This is a genomic window from Vibrio anguillarum (assembly GCF_003390515.1).
GTDB lineage: Bacteria > Pseudomonadota > Gammaproteobacteria > Enterobacterales > Vibrionaceae > Vibrio > Vibrio anguillarum.
This window is the reverse complement of the sequence record NZ_CP031479.1, coordinates 2892259-2908478: the sequence shown is the minus strand read 5'-3', so window position 1 is coordinate 2908478 and position 16220 is coordinate 2892259. Positions and strand designations below refer to the sequence as shown.

General features: G+C 46.5%; 14 protein-coding genes. All 14 read left to right on the top strand.

Annotation, left to right across the window (positions count from 1 at the left end; genetic code table 11):
* Nucleotides 1-3 precede the first annotated feature (3 nt).
* The 14 genes from mshL (at nucleotide 4) to DD616_RS16005 (ending at nucleotide 16189) form a co-directional block, all read left to right on the top strand.
* The gene (gene mshL / locus DD616_RS16070; RefSeq protein ID WP_094147155.1) at nucleotides 4-1632 is read left to right on the top strand and encodes a pilus (MSHA type) biogenesis protein MshL; all 1629 of its coding nucleotides are present in this window, start codon (nucleotides 4-6) and stop codon (nucleotides 1630-1632) included.
* 5 nt (nucleotides 1633-1637) lie between these two features.
* Nucleotides 1638-2477 (top strand): ExeA family protein, encoded by an 840-nt coding sequence (locus tag DD616_RS16065; protein ID WP_166538096.1) that lies wholly within the window; start codon nucleotides 1638-1640, stop codon nucleotides 2475-2477.
* A 2-nt stretch (nucleotides 2478-2479) separates the two neighbouring features.
* Nucleotides 2480-3640, top strand: coding sequence for a tetratricopeptide repeat protein (locus DD616_RS16060; RefSeq protein ID WP_094147153.1), 1161 nt, complete (start codon nucleotides 2480-2482; stop codon nucleotides 3638-3640).
* Nucleotides 3630-5354, top strand: a complete 1725-nt coding sequence (mshE, locus tag DD616_RS16055) for an MSHA fimbrial ATPase MshE (protein WP_088720765.1) — start codon at nucleotides 3630-3632, stop codon at nucleotides 5352-5354. Before DD616_RS16060 ends, mshE begins: the two co-directional genes overlap by 11 nt.
* 12 nt (nucleotides 5355-5366) lie before the next feature.
* Nucleotides 5367-6584, top strand: a complete 1218-nt coding sequence (locus DD616_RS16050; RefSeq protein WP_013857883.1) for a type II secretion system F family protein — start codon at nucleotides 5367-5369, stop codon at nucleotides 6582-6584.
* A 10-nt stretch (nucleotides 6585-6594) separates the two neighbouring features.
* Entirely contained in the window at nucleotides 6595-7056 is a 462-nt protein-coding gene (locus DD616_RS16045) for a hypothetical protein (protein WP_013857882.1), read from the top strand.
* Nucleotides 7057-7151: 95 nt separating this feature from the next.
* Nucleotides 7152-7727: a prepilin-type N-terminal cleavage/methylation domain-containing protein gene (locus tag DD616_RS16040; RefSeq protein ID WP_013857881.1), complete on the top strand. Its 576-nt coding sequence runs from the start codon at nucleotides 7152-7154 to the stop codon at nucleotides 7725-7727.
* Between the two features lie 37 nt (nucleotides 7728-7764).
* Nucleotides 7765-8226 (top strand): type II secretion system protein, encoded by a 462-nt coding sequence (locus DD616_RS16035; protein ID WP_094123566.1) that lies wholly within the window; start codon nucleotides 7765-7767, stop codon nucleotides 8224-8226.
* Between the two features lie 123 nt (nucleotides 8227-8349).
* A complete protein-coding gene (locus tag DD616_RS16030; RefSeq protein WP_208871916.1) occupies nucleotides 8350-8850 on the top strand; it encodes a prepilin-type N-terminal cleavage/methylation domain-containing protein in 501 nt (166 codons plus the stop codon).
* Nucleotides 8840-9397: a type IV pilus modification PilV family protein gene (locus tag DD616_RS16025; RefSeq protein WP_176430163.1), complete on the top strand. Its 558-nt coding sequence runs from the start codon at nucleotides 8840-8842 to the stop codon at nucleotides 9395-9397. The genes DD616_RS16030 and DD616_RS16025 overlap by 11 nt, the downstream gene beginning before the upstream one ends.
* Nucleotides 9397-10167, top strand: a complete 771-nt coding sequence (locus tag DD616_RS16020; RefSeq protein ID WP_208871915.1) for a PilW family protein — start codon at nucleotides 9397-9399, stop codon at nucleotides 10165-10167. The genes DD616_RS16025 and DD616_RS16020 overlap by 1 nt, the downstream gene beginning before the upstream one ends.
* On the top strand, nucleotides 10139-10567 hold the full coding sequence (locus tag DD616_RS16015; protein ID WP_208871914.1) for an MSHA biogenesis protein MshP: 429 nt from the start codon (nucleotides 10139-10141) through the stop codon (nucleotides 10565-10567). The genes DD616_RS16020 and DD616_RS16015 overlap by 29 nt, the downstream gene beginning before the upstream one ends.
* Nucleotides 10554-14975, top strand: a complete 4422-nt coding sequence (locus DD616_RS16010; protein ID WP_208871913.1) for a DUF6701 domain-containing protein — start codon at nucleotides 10554-10556, stop codon at nucleotides 14973-14975. Before DD616_RS16015 ends, DD616_RS16010 begins: the two co-directional genes overlap by 14 nt.
* 170 nt (nucleotides 14976-15145) lie before the next feature.
* Nucleotides 15146-16189 (top strand): rod shape-determining protein, encoded by a 1044-nt coding sequence (locus tag DD616_RS16005; RefSeq protein WP_013857874.1) that lies wholly within the window; start codon nucleotides 15146-15148, stop codon nucleotides 16187-16189.
* The last annotated feature ends 31 nt before the right edge of the window (nucleotides 16190-16220 follow it).

The following is a 16220-nucleotide window of genomic DNA, read 5'->3' as shown; positions in this document are numbered from 1 at the left end:
CGTATGCGTAAAATCGTATTAGGCGTAGTCATCGTATCCTTAATGGGCTGTTCTATGGGACATCGCGATCCAGTTGAGATGAAACAGTCTTTAAATCAGGCGATTAATGAAGCCAACAGCCGAAATCTAGCCGTTCTACCGGCCTCCGTAGAAGCTGACTTGATGCCTGACATTGAGGGAATCACAGCGCGCAGTCAAGAAACGGTTAAACGCTTTCGTATCCAAGCTGATAATGTGGATGCAAGGGTATTTTTTGCCAGTTTAGTGAAAGGAACTGAGTTTAGTGCCGCCATCCACCCTGAAGTTACTGGAAGTGTAACGGTAAATCTAACCGACGTGACTTTGGATGATGTATTGGCCGTCGTTCGTGACATGTATGGCTATGAAATTATTAAAAAGGGTAAAGTGATTCAGGTTTACCCATCAGGCCTGCGTACGGTGACTATCCCGGTCGATTATTTACAACTTAAACGTACGGGCCGTTCTTTAACTTCCATCACCACCGGTACGATCACTAATACGGATACCGGTTCTAGTTCCTCGAGTAGTTCTAGCTCAAATTCCAGTACTAATTCCAATTCGAGTAACTCATCCAGTAATTCTAAAGGTGGAACGGAAATTGAAACCACCAGTGAAAGCGATTTCTGGCCGCAGCTTGAAAAAGCCGTTGCACAGCTGATTGGCTCGGGCAAAGGTCAAGGCGTTGTTGTCACGCCACAAGCGAGCGTAATCACTGTTCGAGCCTACCCAGATGAAATTCGCGAAGTGCGTAACTTCCTTGGCATTTCTCAGCAACGTCTACAGCGACAAGTGATCCTTGAAGCAAAAATTTTAGAAGTCACCTTGAGCGATGGTTACCAGCAAGGGATCAATTGGTCAAATATGTCCTTTGGCAATGGTGATGTTGTGATTAATAAGGTCGGTAGTGCGGCTTCGTTACTGCCGGGGATGGATGCGATTGGCACTCTGCTGCAAGGCCAAACCAATGTCACCATTTCAGATGGTAGTTTTGAAGCGGTGCTTAATTTTATGGGAACTCAGGGTGATTTGAATGTCCTATCCAGCCCAAGAGTTACCGCTGCTAACAACCAAAAAGCGGTGATCAAAGTCGGCACCGATGAATACTATGTCACTGACGTAACGGGTGTGGTTGGTAATGGCGATAACTCCAATGTTGCACCAGATATCCAACTAACGCCTTTTTTCTCGGGTATCTCGCTTGACGTGACGCCACAAATTGATGACCAAGGCAATGTGCTATTGCACGTGCACCCCGCTGTGATTGAAGTCGACGAGCAGACGAAACAAATTGAATATGCAGGCAACCAAATTGTGTTGCCATTAGCGCGCAGTACGATCCGTGAATCAGACTCGGTGATCCGCGCACAAGATGGTGACGTGGTGGTGATTGGTGGATTAATGAAATCCAACACCTCCAATCAAGTATCTAAAGTCCCTTTTTTGGGGGATTTACCCGGTTTAGGGTATCTGTTTCGTAACACCTCTGAGCTGACTGAAAAAACCGAATTGGTGATTTTGCTGAAACCAACGGTTGTGGGTGTTAATACGTGGCAAAAAGAGCTCGAACGCTCGCGTGAACTACTACAGGAGTGGTTCCCAGACGAAGAATAAACATCATGTATCTTGAGCACTTTGGTTTTGAGCAACTGCCTTTTCATCTCACGCCTAATACATCACTGTTTTTAGGCTTAGCGCCACATTACGAGGCGATTCAGACAGTGAGTGCTGCCATTGATTTAGGCGAAGGGGTGATCAAGATAACCGGAGAAGTCGGAACCGGAAAAACCATGGTGTGTCGTATGTTGATCAATCATTTACATGATCATATTGCACTGATTTACTTACCCAACCCAGCGCTTAATGGTCGAGAACTTCGCCAAGCTGTCGCCAGCGAACTAGGCCTTAGTAAGCAAGATAATGCGGATATTGTTGATCGTATTCAGCAACAATTGATTGTGCTAAAGCAGCAGGGGAAACGAGTAGTCGCGATTGTTGATGAAGCACAAGCGTTACCAGACGATGCATTGGAAGTGCTGCGTTTATTCGGCAATTTAGAAACAGAATACACAAAGTTGTTGCAACTGGTGTTGATCGGCCAACCAGAGCTCGATGAGCGTTTAGCGCAGCACCATCTGCGCCAATTTCGCCAACGAATTACTTTTAGCGCTTATCTGCGGCCGCTCTCTTTAGATGAAACAGTCGCTTATATCGAGAACCGCTTGAGCAAAGCCGGAGGCGATGCGCAACTGTTTAATCTTGAACAGAAAAAAGCGTTGTGGCGAGCCAGTTATGGCACCCCTCGTTTGATTAACCAAGTGTGTCACAAAGCTCTGTTGCTGGCTTTTACGCAAAACGACAGCACGATTCGCAATCAGCACCTATTTACAGCGATTCACGATACGTTTGATACCTGTAAGCCTAAGTTTAAACGCCCTTTTATGTGGGGATGGAGTTAATCATGAGTGCAATGAACGATGCACTATCAAAACTGGCACAAGCGCAACGCCAATCAGTGGTGAACTTGCAACCAGCGCAAGTTGCGAAAGTAAAACGCAGCCGCGCTTGGTTGTGGATGGTAGCCGGGTTTGCTGCCAGCTTAGCAGTCGGTGGATGGGCGGTGTCACAGCAGCAAGCTATGGTTGACCAAGTTGCGGTTAACCAAGCTGCGGTTGACCAAACTATGGTCAGCCAAACAGTGGTCAGTCAAACAGTGGTCAGTCAGACACTGGCCAATCAAGCGATAGTGAATGAACCTGAGAGCCTGTTGTTAGAGGTTGATGAGCGAAGCTCTTCGCCTGCGCTTGTTTCTCCGACCACCAAAATTGTTCCGGTTCACCGTCCCGTTTACCAAACTGCCGTTGTTGCAGTAGACAAAAAAACGTCAAATTCAGCAACGCCCACAGTGACGGTTAAACAGGATTCGGCCTTAGCCAATCAAAAGCCGTTGTATTCTAACCGTGCGGTCACGCTCGGTGCTGAAAGTGACCAAGAAATCTCAAGTGTTTTGATTGAACAAGTGGATTTGACGCCAGAGCAACTGGCGGTAAAAGCAATGAGCCGCGCTGATAAAGCCGTGGACAGCAATGAGCTCAAAGAGGCACTGGATGCGTACAGTGAAGTGCTACGCTTTACCCCAGAAAATGAACTCGCCCGTCAAAAATTATCCGCGCTCTATTACGGCAAAGGTGATGCGCGCAAAGCTTTTGAAATTTTACAAAGCGGTATAAAGCTCAATCATAACGGAGAAAGTTTGCGGATCGCGTTAGCTAAATTGCTGATTAAAGAGAAGCAGAGTGAAGCGGCGTTAACCCCTCTAGTTCATTTACCTGACAATGCTTCGATCGATTATCTCTCGCTAAGAGCAGCCTTGGCACAAAAAGCCAAGCAAGATTCACTCGCATTAGAAAGCTATCAACGCTTAGTCAAGCTTGATGCTGAGAACGCACGCTGGTGGTTAGGGCTTGCGATAGCACAAGAGCGCACGATGGATTTTCAGGCGGCCAAATATACCTACCAACAAGCGCTTGCGAAAGTTGGCCTCTCGAGTCAGTCACAACTGTTTATTCGTGATCGCCTAGTCGTACTAAGCAGTTTAGAGGAGAGTGCGAGTGCAAATTAAGCTACGAAAACGCTTAGGTGATCTGCTGGTTGAAGAAGGGATCATCACTGAAAATCAAGTGGAACAAGCGCTCGCTGCGCAAAAGCGCAGTGGACGTAAACTGGGTGACACGCTGATCGAACTCGGCTTTTTGTCAGAGCAGCAGATGCTGAGCTTCTTATCGCAGCAACTTTCGCTGCCGCTGATTGATCTCAGCCGAGCCAATGTCGATATTGATGCAGTGCAGCTCCTCCCGGAAGTACATGCACGCCGTTTACGCGCCTTAATCATTGGCAAAAATGGCGACACGCTGCGCATCGCAATGAGTGATCCGGCGGATCTGTTTGCTCAAGAATCTCTGCTTACTCAATTACCCCAATACAGTTTTGAATTTGTTATTGCTCCAGAAAAACAATTGGTTGAAGGGTTTGATCGTTACTATCGCCGCACCAAAGAAATTGCGTCCTTTGCCGAGCAGCTACAACTGGAACACCAAGGCAATACCGCCTTTGATTTCGATATCGGTGATGATGATAGCGATGAAGTGACCGTTGTTAAGCTCATCAACTCTCTATTTGAAGATGCGATTCAGGTCGGGGCGTCTGATATTCATATCGAACCTGATGCTAACGTATTGCGTTTACGCCAGCGGATTGATGGGGTATTACACGAAACCCTACTCAATGAAACCAACATCGCTTCGGCTTTAGTGCTGCGTTTAAAATTGATGGCCAATCTTGATATCTCAGAAAAACGCCTCCCACAAGATGGCCGTTTTAATATCCGAGCCAAAGGCCAATCGGTCGATATTCGTATGTCGACCATGCCAGTACAATACGGTGAGTCGGTGGTGATGCGTTTACTCAACCAATCATCCGGAGTTCGTAAACTGGAAGAGTCAGGTATTCCTGACGATATTTTACAGCGTTTACGTCATCAACTTAAACGTCCACACGGCATGATCTTAGTGACCGGCCCAACCGGCTCAGGGAAAACGACGACGCTATACGGCGCGTTATCAGAGCTCAATGTTCCCGGTAAAAAAATCATTACTGCCGAGGACCCGGTTGAGTACCGATTGCCACGCATCAGCCAAGTGCAGATCAACCCTAAAATTGACCTTGATTTCTCAACGGTGCTGAGAACCTTTTTGCGTCAAGACCCGGACATTATTCTAGTCGGGGAGATGCGCGATCAAGAAACCGTTGAAATTGGTTTGCGCGCGGCCTTAACCGGCCACTTAGTGTTGAGCACCTTACACACCAATGATGCCGTTGATAGCGCCTTGCGCATGATGGACATGGGCGCGCCGGGTTATTTAGTGGCCAGCGCCGTGCGGGCGGTGGTTGCCCAACGTTTAGTGCGTAAAGTGTGCCCCGATTGTAAAGCGGTGGATGAGGTTGATGAAGCGCGCAAACAGTGGCTGACGGTGCGTTTCCCAAATCAAGTTGAAGCGGCTTTTACACGTGGGCGTGGGTGCCAGAACTGCAATTTGACGGGGTACCGTGGGCGAATTGGGGTTTTTGAAATGCTCGAACTTGAACACGAGATGATGGATGCGCTGCGCGCCAACGATGCGGTTAGTTTTGCGAAAGCCGCTCGTCAGTCGAAGCAGTACAAACCGCTGCTAGCTTCGGCGATGGAGTTGGCGCTACAAGGGGTTGTCAGTTTAGATGAAGTGATGAGCTTAGGTGAAGGTGATTCATCCGGCATCATTCAAGCCATCTATCTATAGTTAAGGTTACTCATGCCAACGTATCGTTATCAGGGTCGAAATTTAGATGGTAGCAAAACCTCGGGGCATGTTGATGCGCCGACGGAAGAGCTCGCGGCGGAAGCGCTATTTAACAAAGGCGTGATTCCGACCTTAATTTCGTCAGACCAAGGGGCTGATTTCTCGATTGATTGGAAATCGCTGTTTACCCCAAGTGTGCCACTTGAGGTGTTGGTGATCTTCTGTCGTCAGCTTTACAGCTTGACCAAGGCGGGAGTGCCGCTGCTGCGCTCGATGAAAGGACTTATCCAAAATTGTGCTAATAAACAGCTTAAAGAAGCATTGGAAGCGGTTAGTAATGAGCTAACCAACGGGCGCAGTTTATCGAGCTCAATGCAGATGTACCCGAAAGTCTTTAGCCCGTTGTTTGTGTCGATGATCCACGTCGGTGAGAACACAGGGCGGCTTGATGAAGCCTTGCTGCAATTGTCTCATTACTACGAGCAAGAAGTCGAAACTCGTAAACGGATTAAAACGGCGATGCGTTATCCGAGTTTTGTTATCAGCTTTATTTTGGTCGCGATGTTCATTCTCAACGTTAAAGTGATCCCACAATTTACTAGCATGTTTAGCCGTTTCGGGGTTGATTTACCGCTGCCAACTCGCATTTTAATTGGTATGTCAGATTTCTTTGTCAACTACTGGCCGATGATGATAGGCGTATTGCTTGGGTGTTTATTTGCTTTCAGAGCTTGGTTGAGCACAGCCGCAGGGCGTCAAAAGTGGGATAAGTTTCGCTTAAGAATGCCTATTGTCGGCGGCATAGTGAACCGAGCGCAATTGGCGCGTTTTTCTCGAACTTTTGCCTTGATGTTGAAAGCGGGGGTGCCGTTAAACCAATCGATAGCATTATCTGCCGAAGCGTTGGATAACAAATTTCTAGAATCTCGCCTGTTAGAAATGAAAGCTGCCATTGAAGCGGGAACAAGCGTATCCACCACCGCGGTAAACGCCAATATTTTTACGCCATTAGTTATTCAGATGATTTCGGTGGGTGAAGAGACAGGGCGCATTGATGAGTTGCTACTTGAAGTCGCGGATTTCTATGATAGAGAGGTGGATTACGATCTCAAAACCCTCACCGCGCGTATAGAGCCGATTTTATTGGTGATTGTCGCCGCTATGGTGTTGGTGCTGGCACTTGGCATCTTTTTGCCAATGTGGGGAATGCTCGACGCGATCAAAGGATAAAGGTTGTCAGATGAAAACGGCGATAGAGCGTTCTCAGTTCGTAATTTGGGGGTTGATTGTCTTTGTTCTTTTGATGGCTTTGCTATCAGCATGGCAGTCGATAGAAAAAGAAGCCAATCAAACTGCATTAGCGGTGGCGAGCAGTAAAATCGTAGAAAGTGCCAATTTTTATAAGCAAGATTGGTTATTAAAGGGGCGGCCCTCAACTTTAATCGCGAATGGTCGATTACTCAATATGAGCGCAACGGGCTGGGTATTACCATTAGCTGAAAATGAATCAAGTATAGATTGTCGTTATTGGTTAAGCCTGCTATACCCAGATGAACAACTGCTTGAAAGCAAAGTGATTTCAATTGAGTCGGCACATCAAGTAAATCAGTATCAATGTCGCTATGTTTACAGTCAAAAACAGGTGATAACCATTGAACTTTTAAGGGATAAGTTTACAGTAAGCGTCGATTTTTCAGCATGAGTTTTCGACATAAGCAGTGAAATGGGCACTCGCCCCGTAGCGATGCGAGAACAAGTGCGTATAATACACGGTAATAACAAAGAGATAGGTAGAGCATGGATAACAAACAAACGGGCTTTTCCTTAGTTGAATTAGTCGTAGTGATTGTGGTTGTCGGCTTATTGGCCGTTGCAGCGCTACCCCGCTTTTTAGATGTCACCGATGAAGCGAAAAAAGCCAGCATCGAAGGGGTTGCCGGTGGTTTTGCTACTGGTGTTCTATCGGCGCGTGCTCAGTGGGAAGCTCAGGCAAGAACCTCTGTGACTTTGGGCTCGGAAAAACAAAACACCGTCAACTATGATGGTGTCAATTTCTGGCTGACTCGCTCTACAGATAGCAGCGGGGCCGCGACAGGTTTTAGGGACGGTTATCCGTTGGCGCTCAATACCGATAATACCAGTTATCCAGCGGCGATTACGGATCAGTCATGTATTGATTTAATGGATAATTTGCTGCAAAACCCACCAAAAGTTGACACAGTCGCTAATGCAGCCAATAACGCTAATGTAAAATATTCAGCACAAGCCGATGACGGGCAAGCCACTTGTACTTATGTGCAAAAAGAGGGCGGAACCGCGCACCAGTTTGTGTATGAGATAAAAACTGGTCGTGTGACCGTCACTTTGCAGTAAGTCTGCGCATTGATTAAAACATAGAGAGAAAGTAACTATGAAAAGACAAAACGGTTTCACCCTAATCGAACTTGTGGTTGTGATTGTCATTCTTGGCATTCTCGCCGTCACCGCTGCGCCACGTTTTTTGAATTTTCAGGGAGATGCTCGTAAAGCGTCCTTGCAAGGATTGAAAGGCGCTATTGATGGTGCGAGCGGAATTGTATATGGTAAGGCGGCTTTGGCTGGCTTAGAAACTTCAGCTAGTACTAACTTAACAGATGGCAATATAGCGATTGTTTATGGCTATCCAGCAGCAACTCCTGAAGGGATTGGTAGAGCCGTTATTGGCCTTGATTCAGACTGGGAGGCTCAGTCGCCAGCTGTCTCTACTTCATCAATACGTTATTCATTCAAAGGTAACACTAACTGGGGTGAAACTAGCGCTGCCTGTAATGTAATTTACACAGAAGCGACTTCATCAGCGGCTCCGAGTACCCAAGTATTCTCTGGTTGCTAAGTAATAGAGAATATGCGGTTTATGAGTAGATAAGACAGGTGACCGTTTAAGTCACTTGTCTTTATTAGTGTTATTTATAATGGAATTTCGTTTTCCGTAAGATTCCAACTCCGTGAGGCAGCGATGCGCCAATCCATTGGTCGAACATTGGGCTTTACCTTAATCGAGCTGATCGTCATTATTCTCTTGCTCGGTATTCTATCTGCTTATGCCGCCAGTCGTTATTCTGGAACGTCTGGCTTTTCAAGCGTGACCACACAAAGCGAAGTGTTGGCCTCACTGCGTTTGACCCAAAACCGCGCCATGCAGCGCACCGACCTCTGTAATCGCTGGTTGGTCAGCAATAATCAAGCGCAGCAAGTTTTCCCTCAAACTATTTCTTCTGCTGTCTGTACCACTTCACTGCCTAACCCTGCAACCGACAGTAGTTTTGTTGACGCGGCGGCGAACGATATCACCCTGACGTTAACCAATAATGATGGTAGCCATTTTTTAGATTTTGATAGTTTAGGTCGCGCCGCGCAGTGCTTAACGGCAAACTGCACTGTTACCTTAAATAATCTGCAATCGGGTGAATCTCGCCAAGTGTGCATCAATAGCGAGGGGTACATTTATGCGTGTTAACGCGCCGCGCGGGTTTACTCTCATTGAGATGATCATCGTTATCACAGTGACAGCAATAGCCATGACAGGCATCACGGCCGCGCTTTATCCTCGCTCGCAACAAAGCGCTGAACAGGTGCTAGCAGTAAAAGCCGCCGAGTTAGGCCGCGCGGTTATGGATGAAGTAATGGGCCGAGCCTTTGACCAAAACTCCGGGCCCAATGGCGGAGTGCCTGAGTGTGTATTAGTGACAACATTAGGACGAGAAGTGTGTACATCTGTAGCGCTACTGGGTCCAGAACCTAGTGAAACCAATAATACGTTGTACAACGATGTGGATGATTTCCATGGCCTAACGGGATCGGTTAAAGATGTATTAGGCATTGATATCAGTGCTGATTACCAACGTTATAACGTTGAGATTCAAGTATTTTATGAGCAGGACAATGGTGGGCAACTAAGCGGAGTGAACGCTAACCAACTGACTCACTATAAACGGGTATCTGTGGTGATCATTGACCCGAAGGGCAATCGCTACCCGTTTGCGGCGATTAAGGGCAATTTCTGATGCGTGGTTTTACCCTGATTGAAATGGTGATTGCGATTATTCTGTTGTCGGTAGTCGGGCTATTTTTAGGCTCTGTGATCCGCCAAAGTATGGGTATTTATGTTGATACCACCGCCCGCGAAGCTTTGAGCCAACAAGGGCGCTTTGTTACTGAGCGGCTGAGCCGAGAACTGCGTGAAGCGGTACCAAACAGCGTGATGGTGGAAAATGGTTGCATTGAGTTTTTACCGATCACTGACAGCGCGATCTACAACGACCTGCCAACCGTGCAATCGCCTTCGGCTGCGGTGCGTTTATTGCCGATCGACAAAAAGGTACTCAATGGCGATCGTCTGGTCGTGTTTCCAACCAACGCCGCTTCGCTACGCCAAACGCCAAATGCAAGTGGGCAAACAGCGCAAGTAAACGCAGATGTTGATTTTACGCCACCCAACGACGCGATCATGGTTGATGTAGCCTTGACACAACCGACTGGGTTTGTAATTCAATCACCAGCTAAGCGAGTCTATTTTTATCGCACGCCAGTGGCTTTTTGTTATCAGAACAATCGTATTTATCGTTATGCGGATTACGCGCTTAATCGCAGTGCGCTCAGCCCTGCACAGCTTGGTACTCCAGTATTGATGGCTGAAAACATTAGCCAAGCCAACTTTCACGTCATGCAGCCAGAGCTACAACGCAACGGCTTAGTGAAAATTGAACTGACATTTTCCGACCGCGGCGAGGAGGTAAAGTTTGACCATGATGCGCTTATCTACAACACGCCGTAAACAGCAAGGCAGCGGCTTAGTATTGGTCATCTTTATCATTGTGGTGGTCGGCTTTGTTGCATCGGTCGCGAATCGTAATCAACAGCGCAATAGCCAGCAATTGGTTTCGATGGTGTTAGGGACAAGGGCCGAAATGGCGGCGCGATCGGCGATAAACGTTGAACTGAGTCGTTTTTATCAAACGACAACCGACGGCAGTTGCCATACTCATTCTGTACAATCACTCACGTTTGAAGGTGAAGGATTAGCGCAATGTAGCGCACAAGTTGAATGTAACTCAGTGGGCGATATGGATGATGGTCGCACTGTTTATCAACTGACTTCAACCGGGCGTTGTCAGTCTGGCGATTGGATGTTGCAGCGAGTTATTGAAGTAGGGGTGAAAAGTGATCCACTATAAATGGCTGATTAGCATACTGCTCATGAGCGGTGGGGTTTGTGCCCAACAATATAATTTATCCAATAATCAATATCCTCCTTGTAATACCTCGTGGCAAAAATCTGGCAACAGTTATACCTGTAGCGGTAATGGTCAAGTGACGTTAAATGATGGTGATGTGATTGTCGCCGATGTTGACTCAACACTGATCGCCAATGACGGTTTTTATTTGATTAATAACCAAGTGGGTAACGCATCAAATAGGATAAGTCTGCAAGCGAACTACGGAGCGATAGCCAGCCAAGGCTCTCAAAATACGATTTATGGGGATGTTTCAGCCAACAGCAGCAACGTAACTTTCAATAACACCAATTTAATTGGTAATGTTACGACGGGAGGAAACGTCACTATCAACGGTGGTAGCGTGCAGGGTAATTTAACCAGTAATGATCGAACGGTTGTTATTACTGGAGCAAACGTGGTTGGTAATATTACGGCACAATCAGGCATTGTCATTACAGGAAGTGTGTATAGCGGTAATATTACGATGACCTCTAATAACTCAGTGACGTTTAATTCGGTGGATATGACTTCCGGTTCAGTATCAGGGGCAAGCCATTTCACGGCAAACAATAGCCAGCTAGGAAGGCCTGATTCTCAGGTCAGTATTAGTACTACCTCTAACGATATTACCTTAAATGACTCAACGGCTTATGGTGATTTTAATGCGGCAATTAATAATGCTGGTGGCCAAGTTAATGTCAACAATAGTTCAATTACTGGTACATGTTCCCCCATATCTAATCCATTGAATGCTTGTGATCCCTCCCCTGTAGCGCGCTATCATTTTGATGAAGTGCAATGGAGTGGGGCTTTCAATGAAGTCAAGAATGCGTTTGGCTCTTCTCTTAACGGCCGCGCAATGAATGGAGCGCTTACCAGCTCTCAATCACCGGCGCTACCCGCCAATATTAATAATTACGGTACTTGTGGTTATGGCGAGTTTGTTGCCAACCAAAACCAATATGTACAAGTGGCTCATGATAGCCAGTTATCCTTCTCGGACCAGCTAACGATATCTGCGTGGGTGTACCCCGTCAGTCGCCCGGCGAATGGTGGCTTGCATACCATAGTGGCGAAAGATACTAACTACGAATTCCACCTTGATAGCCAAGGGCGAGTTTTTTGGTATTGGGAGAGAAGTTCTGGCGGTGCCAATACATTAACCACATCCAATGTTATTCCGCTAAATACTTGGACTCATATCACCATTCGCTATAACCGCTCAGCAAGTAGTAATGAGAGACAAAAAATCTATATTAATGGTGTGGTTGCGGCGACAAACAGCGATAACCAACCACTCAAAACCAATACAGTGAATTTGGAGATTGGTCGAGATTACAATTCCGACAACAGAACTTTCTCCGGAAGGCTTGATGAAGTGGCTATTTATAATAAAGCTCTCACTGATAGTCAGATTGTCAATCTGTATAACGAACGCCATCTGTGCCAAAGTTCAGGGCTGCAATGTTTTAGCGATGATTTCCAAAGTCAGCCATTGGATGAGCAGTGGCGAGTATTCAGTAGCAGTGGTAACTTTACGCCTTCAATCACCAATAATCGCATGCGATTAACACAAGCGGTGCAAAACCAAGCCACCGCTTCAACATTCCAACGCATTTTCCCTGCGGCAGGGAACCGTGTAGAGGTTGAATTTGACTATTTTGCCTATGGCGGTAATGGTGCTGATGGGGTGGCGATTGTTTTTTCTGATGCCTCTGTCACTCCTCAAGTTGGAGCATTTGGTGGTCCTTTAGGTTTTGGTTATAAAGTCAATGAGCAAAAACCCGGATTTGCGGGCGGCTGGTTAGGCATTGGATTGGATGAATATGGTAATTATTCGATTGAAGGTGGCGGGAATGGCCCAGGCCGCAGGCGGCAAGCTGTTGTATTAAGAGGTTCTGGTTCCGGCTATAGCGGTTATAACTATTTAGCAGGCACGTGTAATAACGGCACAACCAATACCAATGGAGATTGCCTAAATCCGAGGGTAGACAATACCAATGGTAATCCTCAGCACCGCTACCGAATTGTTATTGACTCAACTCAAGCTTCAACGTCGCTGGTGACCGTAAGCCGTAAAGTTGGCACTGACAGTTGGAAAACTTTAATTGGGCCAGTTAATGTGATGTCATTTGCGGCGCAACAAAATGTTCCTACGGATCTGTTTATGTCCATCACAGGTTCTACAGGCTCTTCGACTAATAACCATGAAATTGATAATTTCGAAGTCTGTGCGCTCAATTCTCGTCCAGTTGGTGAGCAAATTAATCACTTTCGCATCTCTTTGCCAGCACAAGGTTTAACTTGTGCAGCCTCTGACGTGTCTGTGACGGCGTGTGCCGATGAAAATTGCAATAACTTATTTACCGATCCGGTTATTGCTTATTTAGTCCCTAACTCTCTACCTAGTGCAACGGGTGGTTGGGTGAATGGTTCAACTATCTCATTTAGCAATGGGGTTGGTAACACCCAACTTAGGCGTAACAGCGCAGGTAATGTCACCGTTGATGTTTCTGGTTCCGTTCCCACGGCTATGTCTTTCAATAACACTTTATGCAGCCACAATGGGAATGCTGGCCCCTTTTTGGCCAGTAACTGCACGATGAACTTTGCTGACAGTGGCTTCATTTTGGATGTACCCAATTCCTACGCCAATCAATCGGTAACTGGGACCATTAAAGCGGTACGAAAAGATAACGCTTCACAACTGTGTTTGCCTAGTTTTCAAAATGTACAGAAACCCGTTTCCTTTTGGAGTGATTACTTGAGCCCTAATGGGGGACAAGGTTTTAGCGCTTTATCGGTTGGTGTGAATAGTGTGACGGTAGGGCAGTCATCCAATACTGCGATGCCAGTGGTGCTCAATTTCAACCAAAATGGTGAGGCGAGCATTAACGTATCCTATCGTGAGGCTGGTAGCCTTGCTTTGAATGCCCGTTTAACGGGAAGTGGTGATGAGCAGGATTTGCAACTAACAGGTCAAACGACTTTTATACGAGTTCCTCGTGCTTTAGTGCTCAGCGCGACTAGCTATTATGGTGTTAGTGGAGCGTGTCCTAATGCCGATATTAGCTGTGATATTTTTGCTAGGGCGGATGAAAACTTTAATCTCAATATCAAAGCGGTTGCGGCTGAGCCCAATGAAGATAATGATTTTACCAATAATTTGGGTTTAACTAATTACCAACAGCAATCAATAACTCTGGATCATGTACTGAGAGAGCCAGCTAGTGGTTCTGCTGGTGCTATTGGTACACTGAATTACGATCATGAGCTGGGAGAGGTTACAACCGTTCAACAGAGTGTGACTGAAGTTGGTGTGTTTGATTTTTTATTAGTGCCACCGACTTCTTATCTTGGCATCGATTTAATTGAAGCTGGTTTGCCGATCGCTGTGACGTCAACAGGGCCGATAGGCCGCTTTATCCCAGCTTATTTTGCTGTCTCACCGATGACGGTTACATTAGCAGCAGCTTGCAACAGTGGTGAAAACTCTTTTACCTATTTAGGACAACCGTTTTCTTATGCGAGTAATCCCGGGCTCTATTTACAGCCTAAATCAGGTAGTGGTTCTGATACGCTTAATTATTTAATTGGCGATTGGTGGCGTTATAACAACCAATGGTCGGATAGAGCTTATAATGATGCTGTTGATGGCCTCACGATCGATTTTACGAACGAATTGATAGGACCAGTGACGCGTCAAGCAGCATCAACTAGTGGTGTGATCCTTAATAACGAGCAACTGCGTTATCAAAAGCCAGTGGATCTGAGTGTGCCGTTTAATGCAGACTTTAACTTACTCTTATCAGTCAATGACCTAAGAGATAGTGATGATGTTTGTTATCGAACGTCTTACTCAGAGCCTTGCTTAGATTATACCTTTGAAAATATCGACCAAACCATGACACTGTATTGGGGACGTTTAACCATTGAAGATGTCTATGGCCCTGAAACACAAGGCTTACAGCAAAAAATCATCAGTGAGTATAATACCTCAGCCGGATTTGTGACCAACACTCATGATAACTGTACTGAGTTACCTCAGCTAAGTGTTTTTGAGTTTGAATCGGAAGATTTTAGTGTTAACCAAGCTGGATCTAAGCCTCCCGTTACCGTAACCATGCAGCCAGATACAAGCCCATTGACTTTAGATCAAGGGGTGAGAAGGCTAGACTATACCGCGCCTGGGGTAGGCAATCGCGGTGTGATCAAAGCGCTACTCGATTTAGAAGAGCATGGGCTGCCTTGGTTACGCCGTTATAATTCTCAAAGCGGAACCTGGGATGATAGTATCTCAGGCCGAGTACAGTTTGGATTGTACCGAGGCAGCGACCGGGTAATCTGGTGGCGTGAAAAAAATTAACCGGATAATTCACACAAATTCATGAAGATTTTTCTACCTAAGTTAGGAATCTGTTAGAAATTGCGTGTTTCAGTCCATGTTTATGCGTCAACGCCTTGCTGTGATCGCAAGGCATTGGTACATTTAGTGCAATTTTCTATCTTCTAATTCTTGCAGGACGAGCGAAGAATATGTTCAAAAAACTGCGTGGCATGTTTTCCAACGATCTATCGATCGATTTAGGTACCGCCAATACTCTTATATACGTTAAAGGACAAGGTATTGTCCTCGACGAGCCTTCCGTTGTTGCTATTCGCCAAGATAAAGGTCGTGGTGGAAAAAGCGTTGCTGCTGTCGGTCATGCCGCTAAGCAGATGCTTGGTCGTACGCCGGGGAATATTTCTGCAATTCGTCCTATGAAAGACGGCGTGATTGCGGATTTCTACGTGACCGAAAAAATGTTGCAACACTTCATCAAGCAGGTGCATGACAACAGTGTACTCAAACCAAGCCCTCGCGTTCTGGTGTGTGTACCTTGTGGCTCCACCCAAGTTGAACGCCGTGCGATTCGTGAATCAGCACTCGGTGCTGGCGCGCGTGAAGTGTATTTGATTGATGAGCCTATGGCGGCGGCCATCGGTGCTGGTCTGCGTGTTTCTGAACCAACGGGTTCAATGGTGGTCGATATCGGTGGTGGTACGACTGAAGTTGCCGTTATTTCCTTGAACGGTGTGGTTTACTCTTCCTCTGTGCGTATCGGCGGTGATCGTTTTGATGAAGCGATCATCAATTATGTGCGTCGTAACTACGGCAGCTTAATCGGTGAAGCGACCGCAGAGAAAATCAAACATGAAATTGGCTCGGCTTACCCCGGCGATGAAGTGATGGAGATTGAAGTTCGTGGTCGTAACCTTGCTGAAGGGGTCCCTCGTAGCTTTACTCTTAACTCCAATGAAATCTTAGAAGCACTGCAAGAACCGCTTTCCGGTATTGTTTCTGCGGTGATGGTTGCGCTTGAACAGTGTCCGCCAGAGCTTGCTTCTGATATCTCAGAAAATGGTATGGTATTAACCGGTGGTGGAGCGCTGCTCAAAGATATCGACCGCCTCTTGACCGAAGAAACGGGAATACCAGTCGTGGTTGCCGATAATCCTCTAACCTGTGTTGCCCTTGGTGGCGGTAAAGCGTTGGAAATGATCGATATGCACGGTGGCGACCTATTTAGCGAAGAATAATGGCTTTGGGAGCCGTAAAGCTCCCATCATG

Coding starts and splice junctions, on each gene's coding strand:
- DD616_RS16040 (WP_013857881.1), top strand. CDS start 7,152: ATGGATAACAAACAAACGGGCTTTTCCTTAGTTGAATTAGTCGTAGTG.
- DD616_RS16065 (WP_166538096.1), top strand. CDS start 1,638: ATGTATCTTGAGCACTTTGGTTTTGAGCAACTGCCTTTTCATCTCACG.
- DD616_RS16035 (WP_094123566.1), top strand. CDS start 7,765: ATGAAAAGACAAAACGGTTTCACCCTAATCGAACTTGTGGTTGTGATT.
- mshL (WP_094147155.1), top strand. CDS start 4: ATGCGTAAAATCGTATTAGGCGTAGTCATCGTATCCTTAATGGGCTGT.
- DD616_RS16045 (WP_013857882.1), top strand. CDS start 6,595: ATGAAAACGGCGATAGAGCGTTCTCAGTTCGTAATTTGGGGGTTGATT.
- DD616_RS16020 (WP_208871915.1), top strand. CDS start 9,397: ATGCGTGGTTTTACCCTGATTGAAATGGTGATTGCGATTATTCTGTTG.
- DD616_RS16030 (WP_208871916.1), top strand. CDS start 8,350: ATGCGCCAATCCATTGGTCGAACATTGGGCTTTACCTTAATCGAGCTG.
- DD616_RS16050 (WP_013857883.1), top strand. CDS start 5,367: ATGCCAACGTATCGTTATCAGGGTCGAAATTTAGATGGTAGCAAAACC.
- DD616_RS16005 (WP_013857874.1), top strand. CDS start 15,146: ATGTTCAAAAAACTGCGTGGCATGTTTTCCAACGATCTATCGATCGAT.
- DD616_RS16025 (WP_176430163.1), top strand. CDS start 8,840: ATGCGTGTTAACGCGCCGCGCGGGTTTACTCTCATTGAGATGATCATC.
- DD616_RS16060 (WP_094147153.1), top strand. CDS start 2,480: ATGAGTGCAATGAACGATGCACTATCAAAACTGGCACAAGCGCAACGC.
- DD616_RS16015 (WP_208871914.1), top strand. CDS start 10,139: ATGATGCGCTTATCTACAACACGCCGTAAACAGCAAGGCAGCGGCTTA.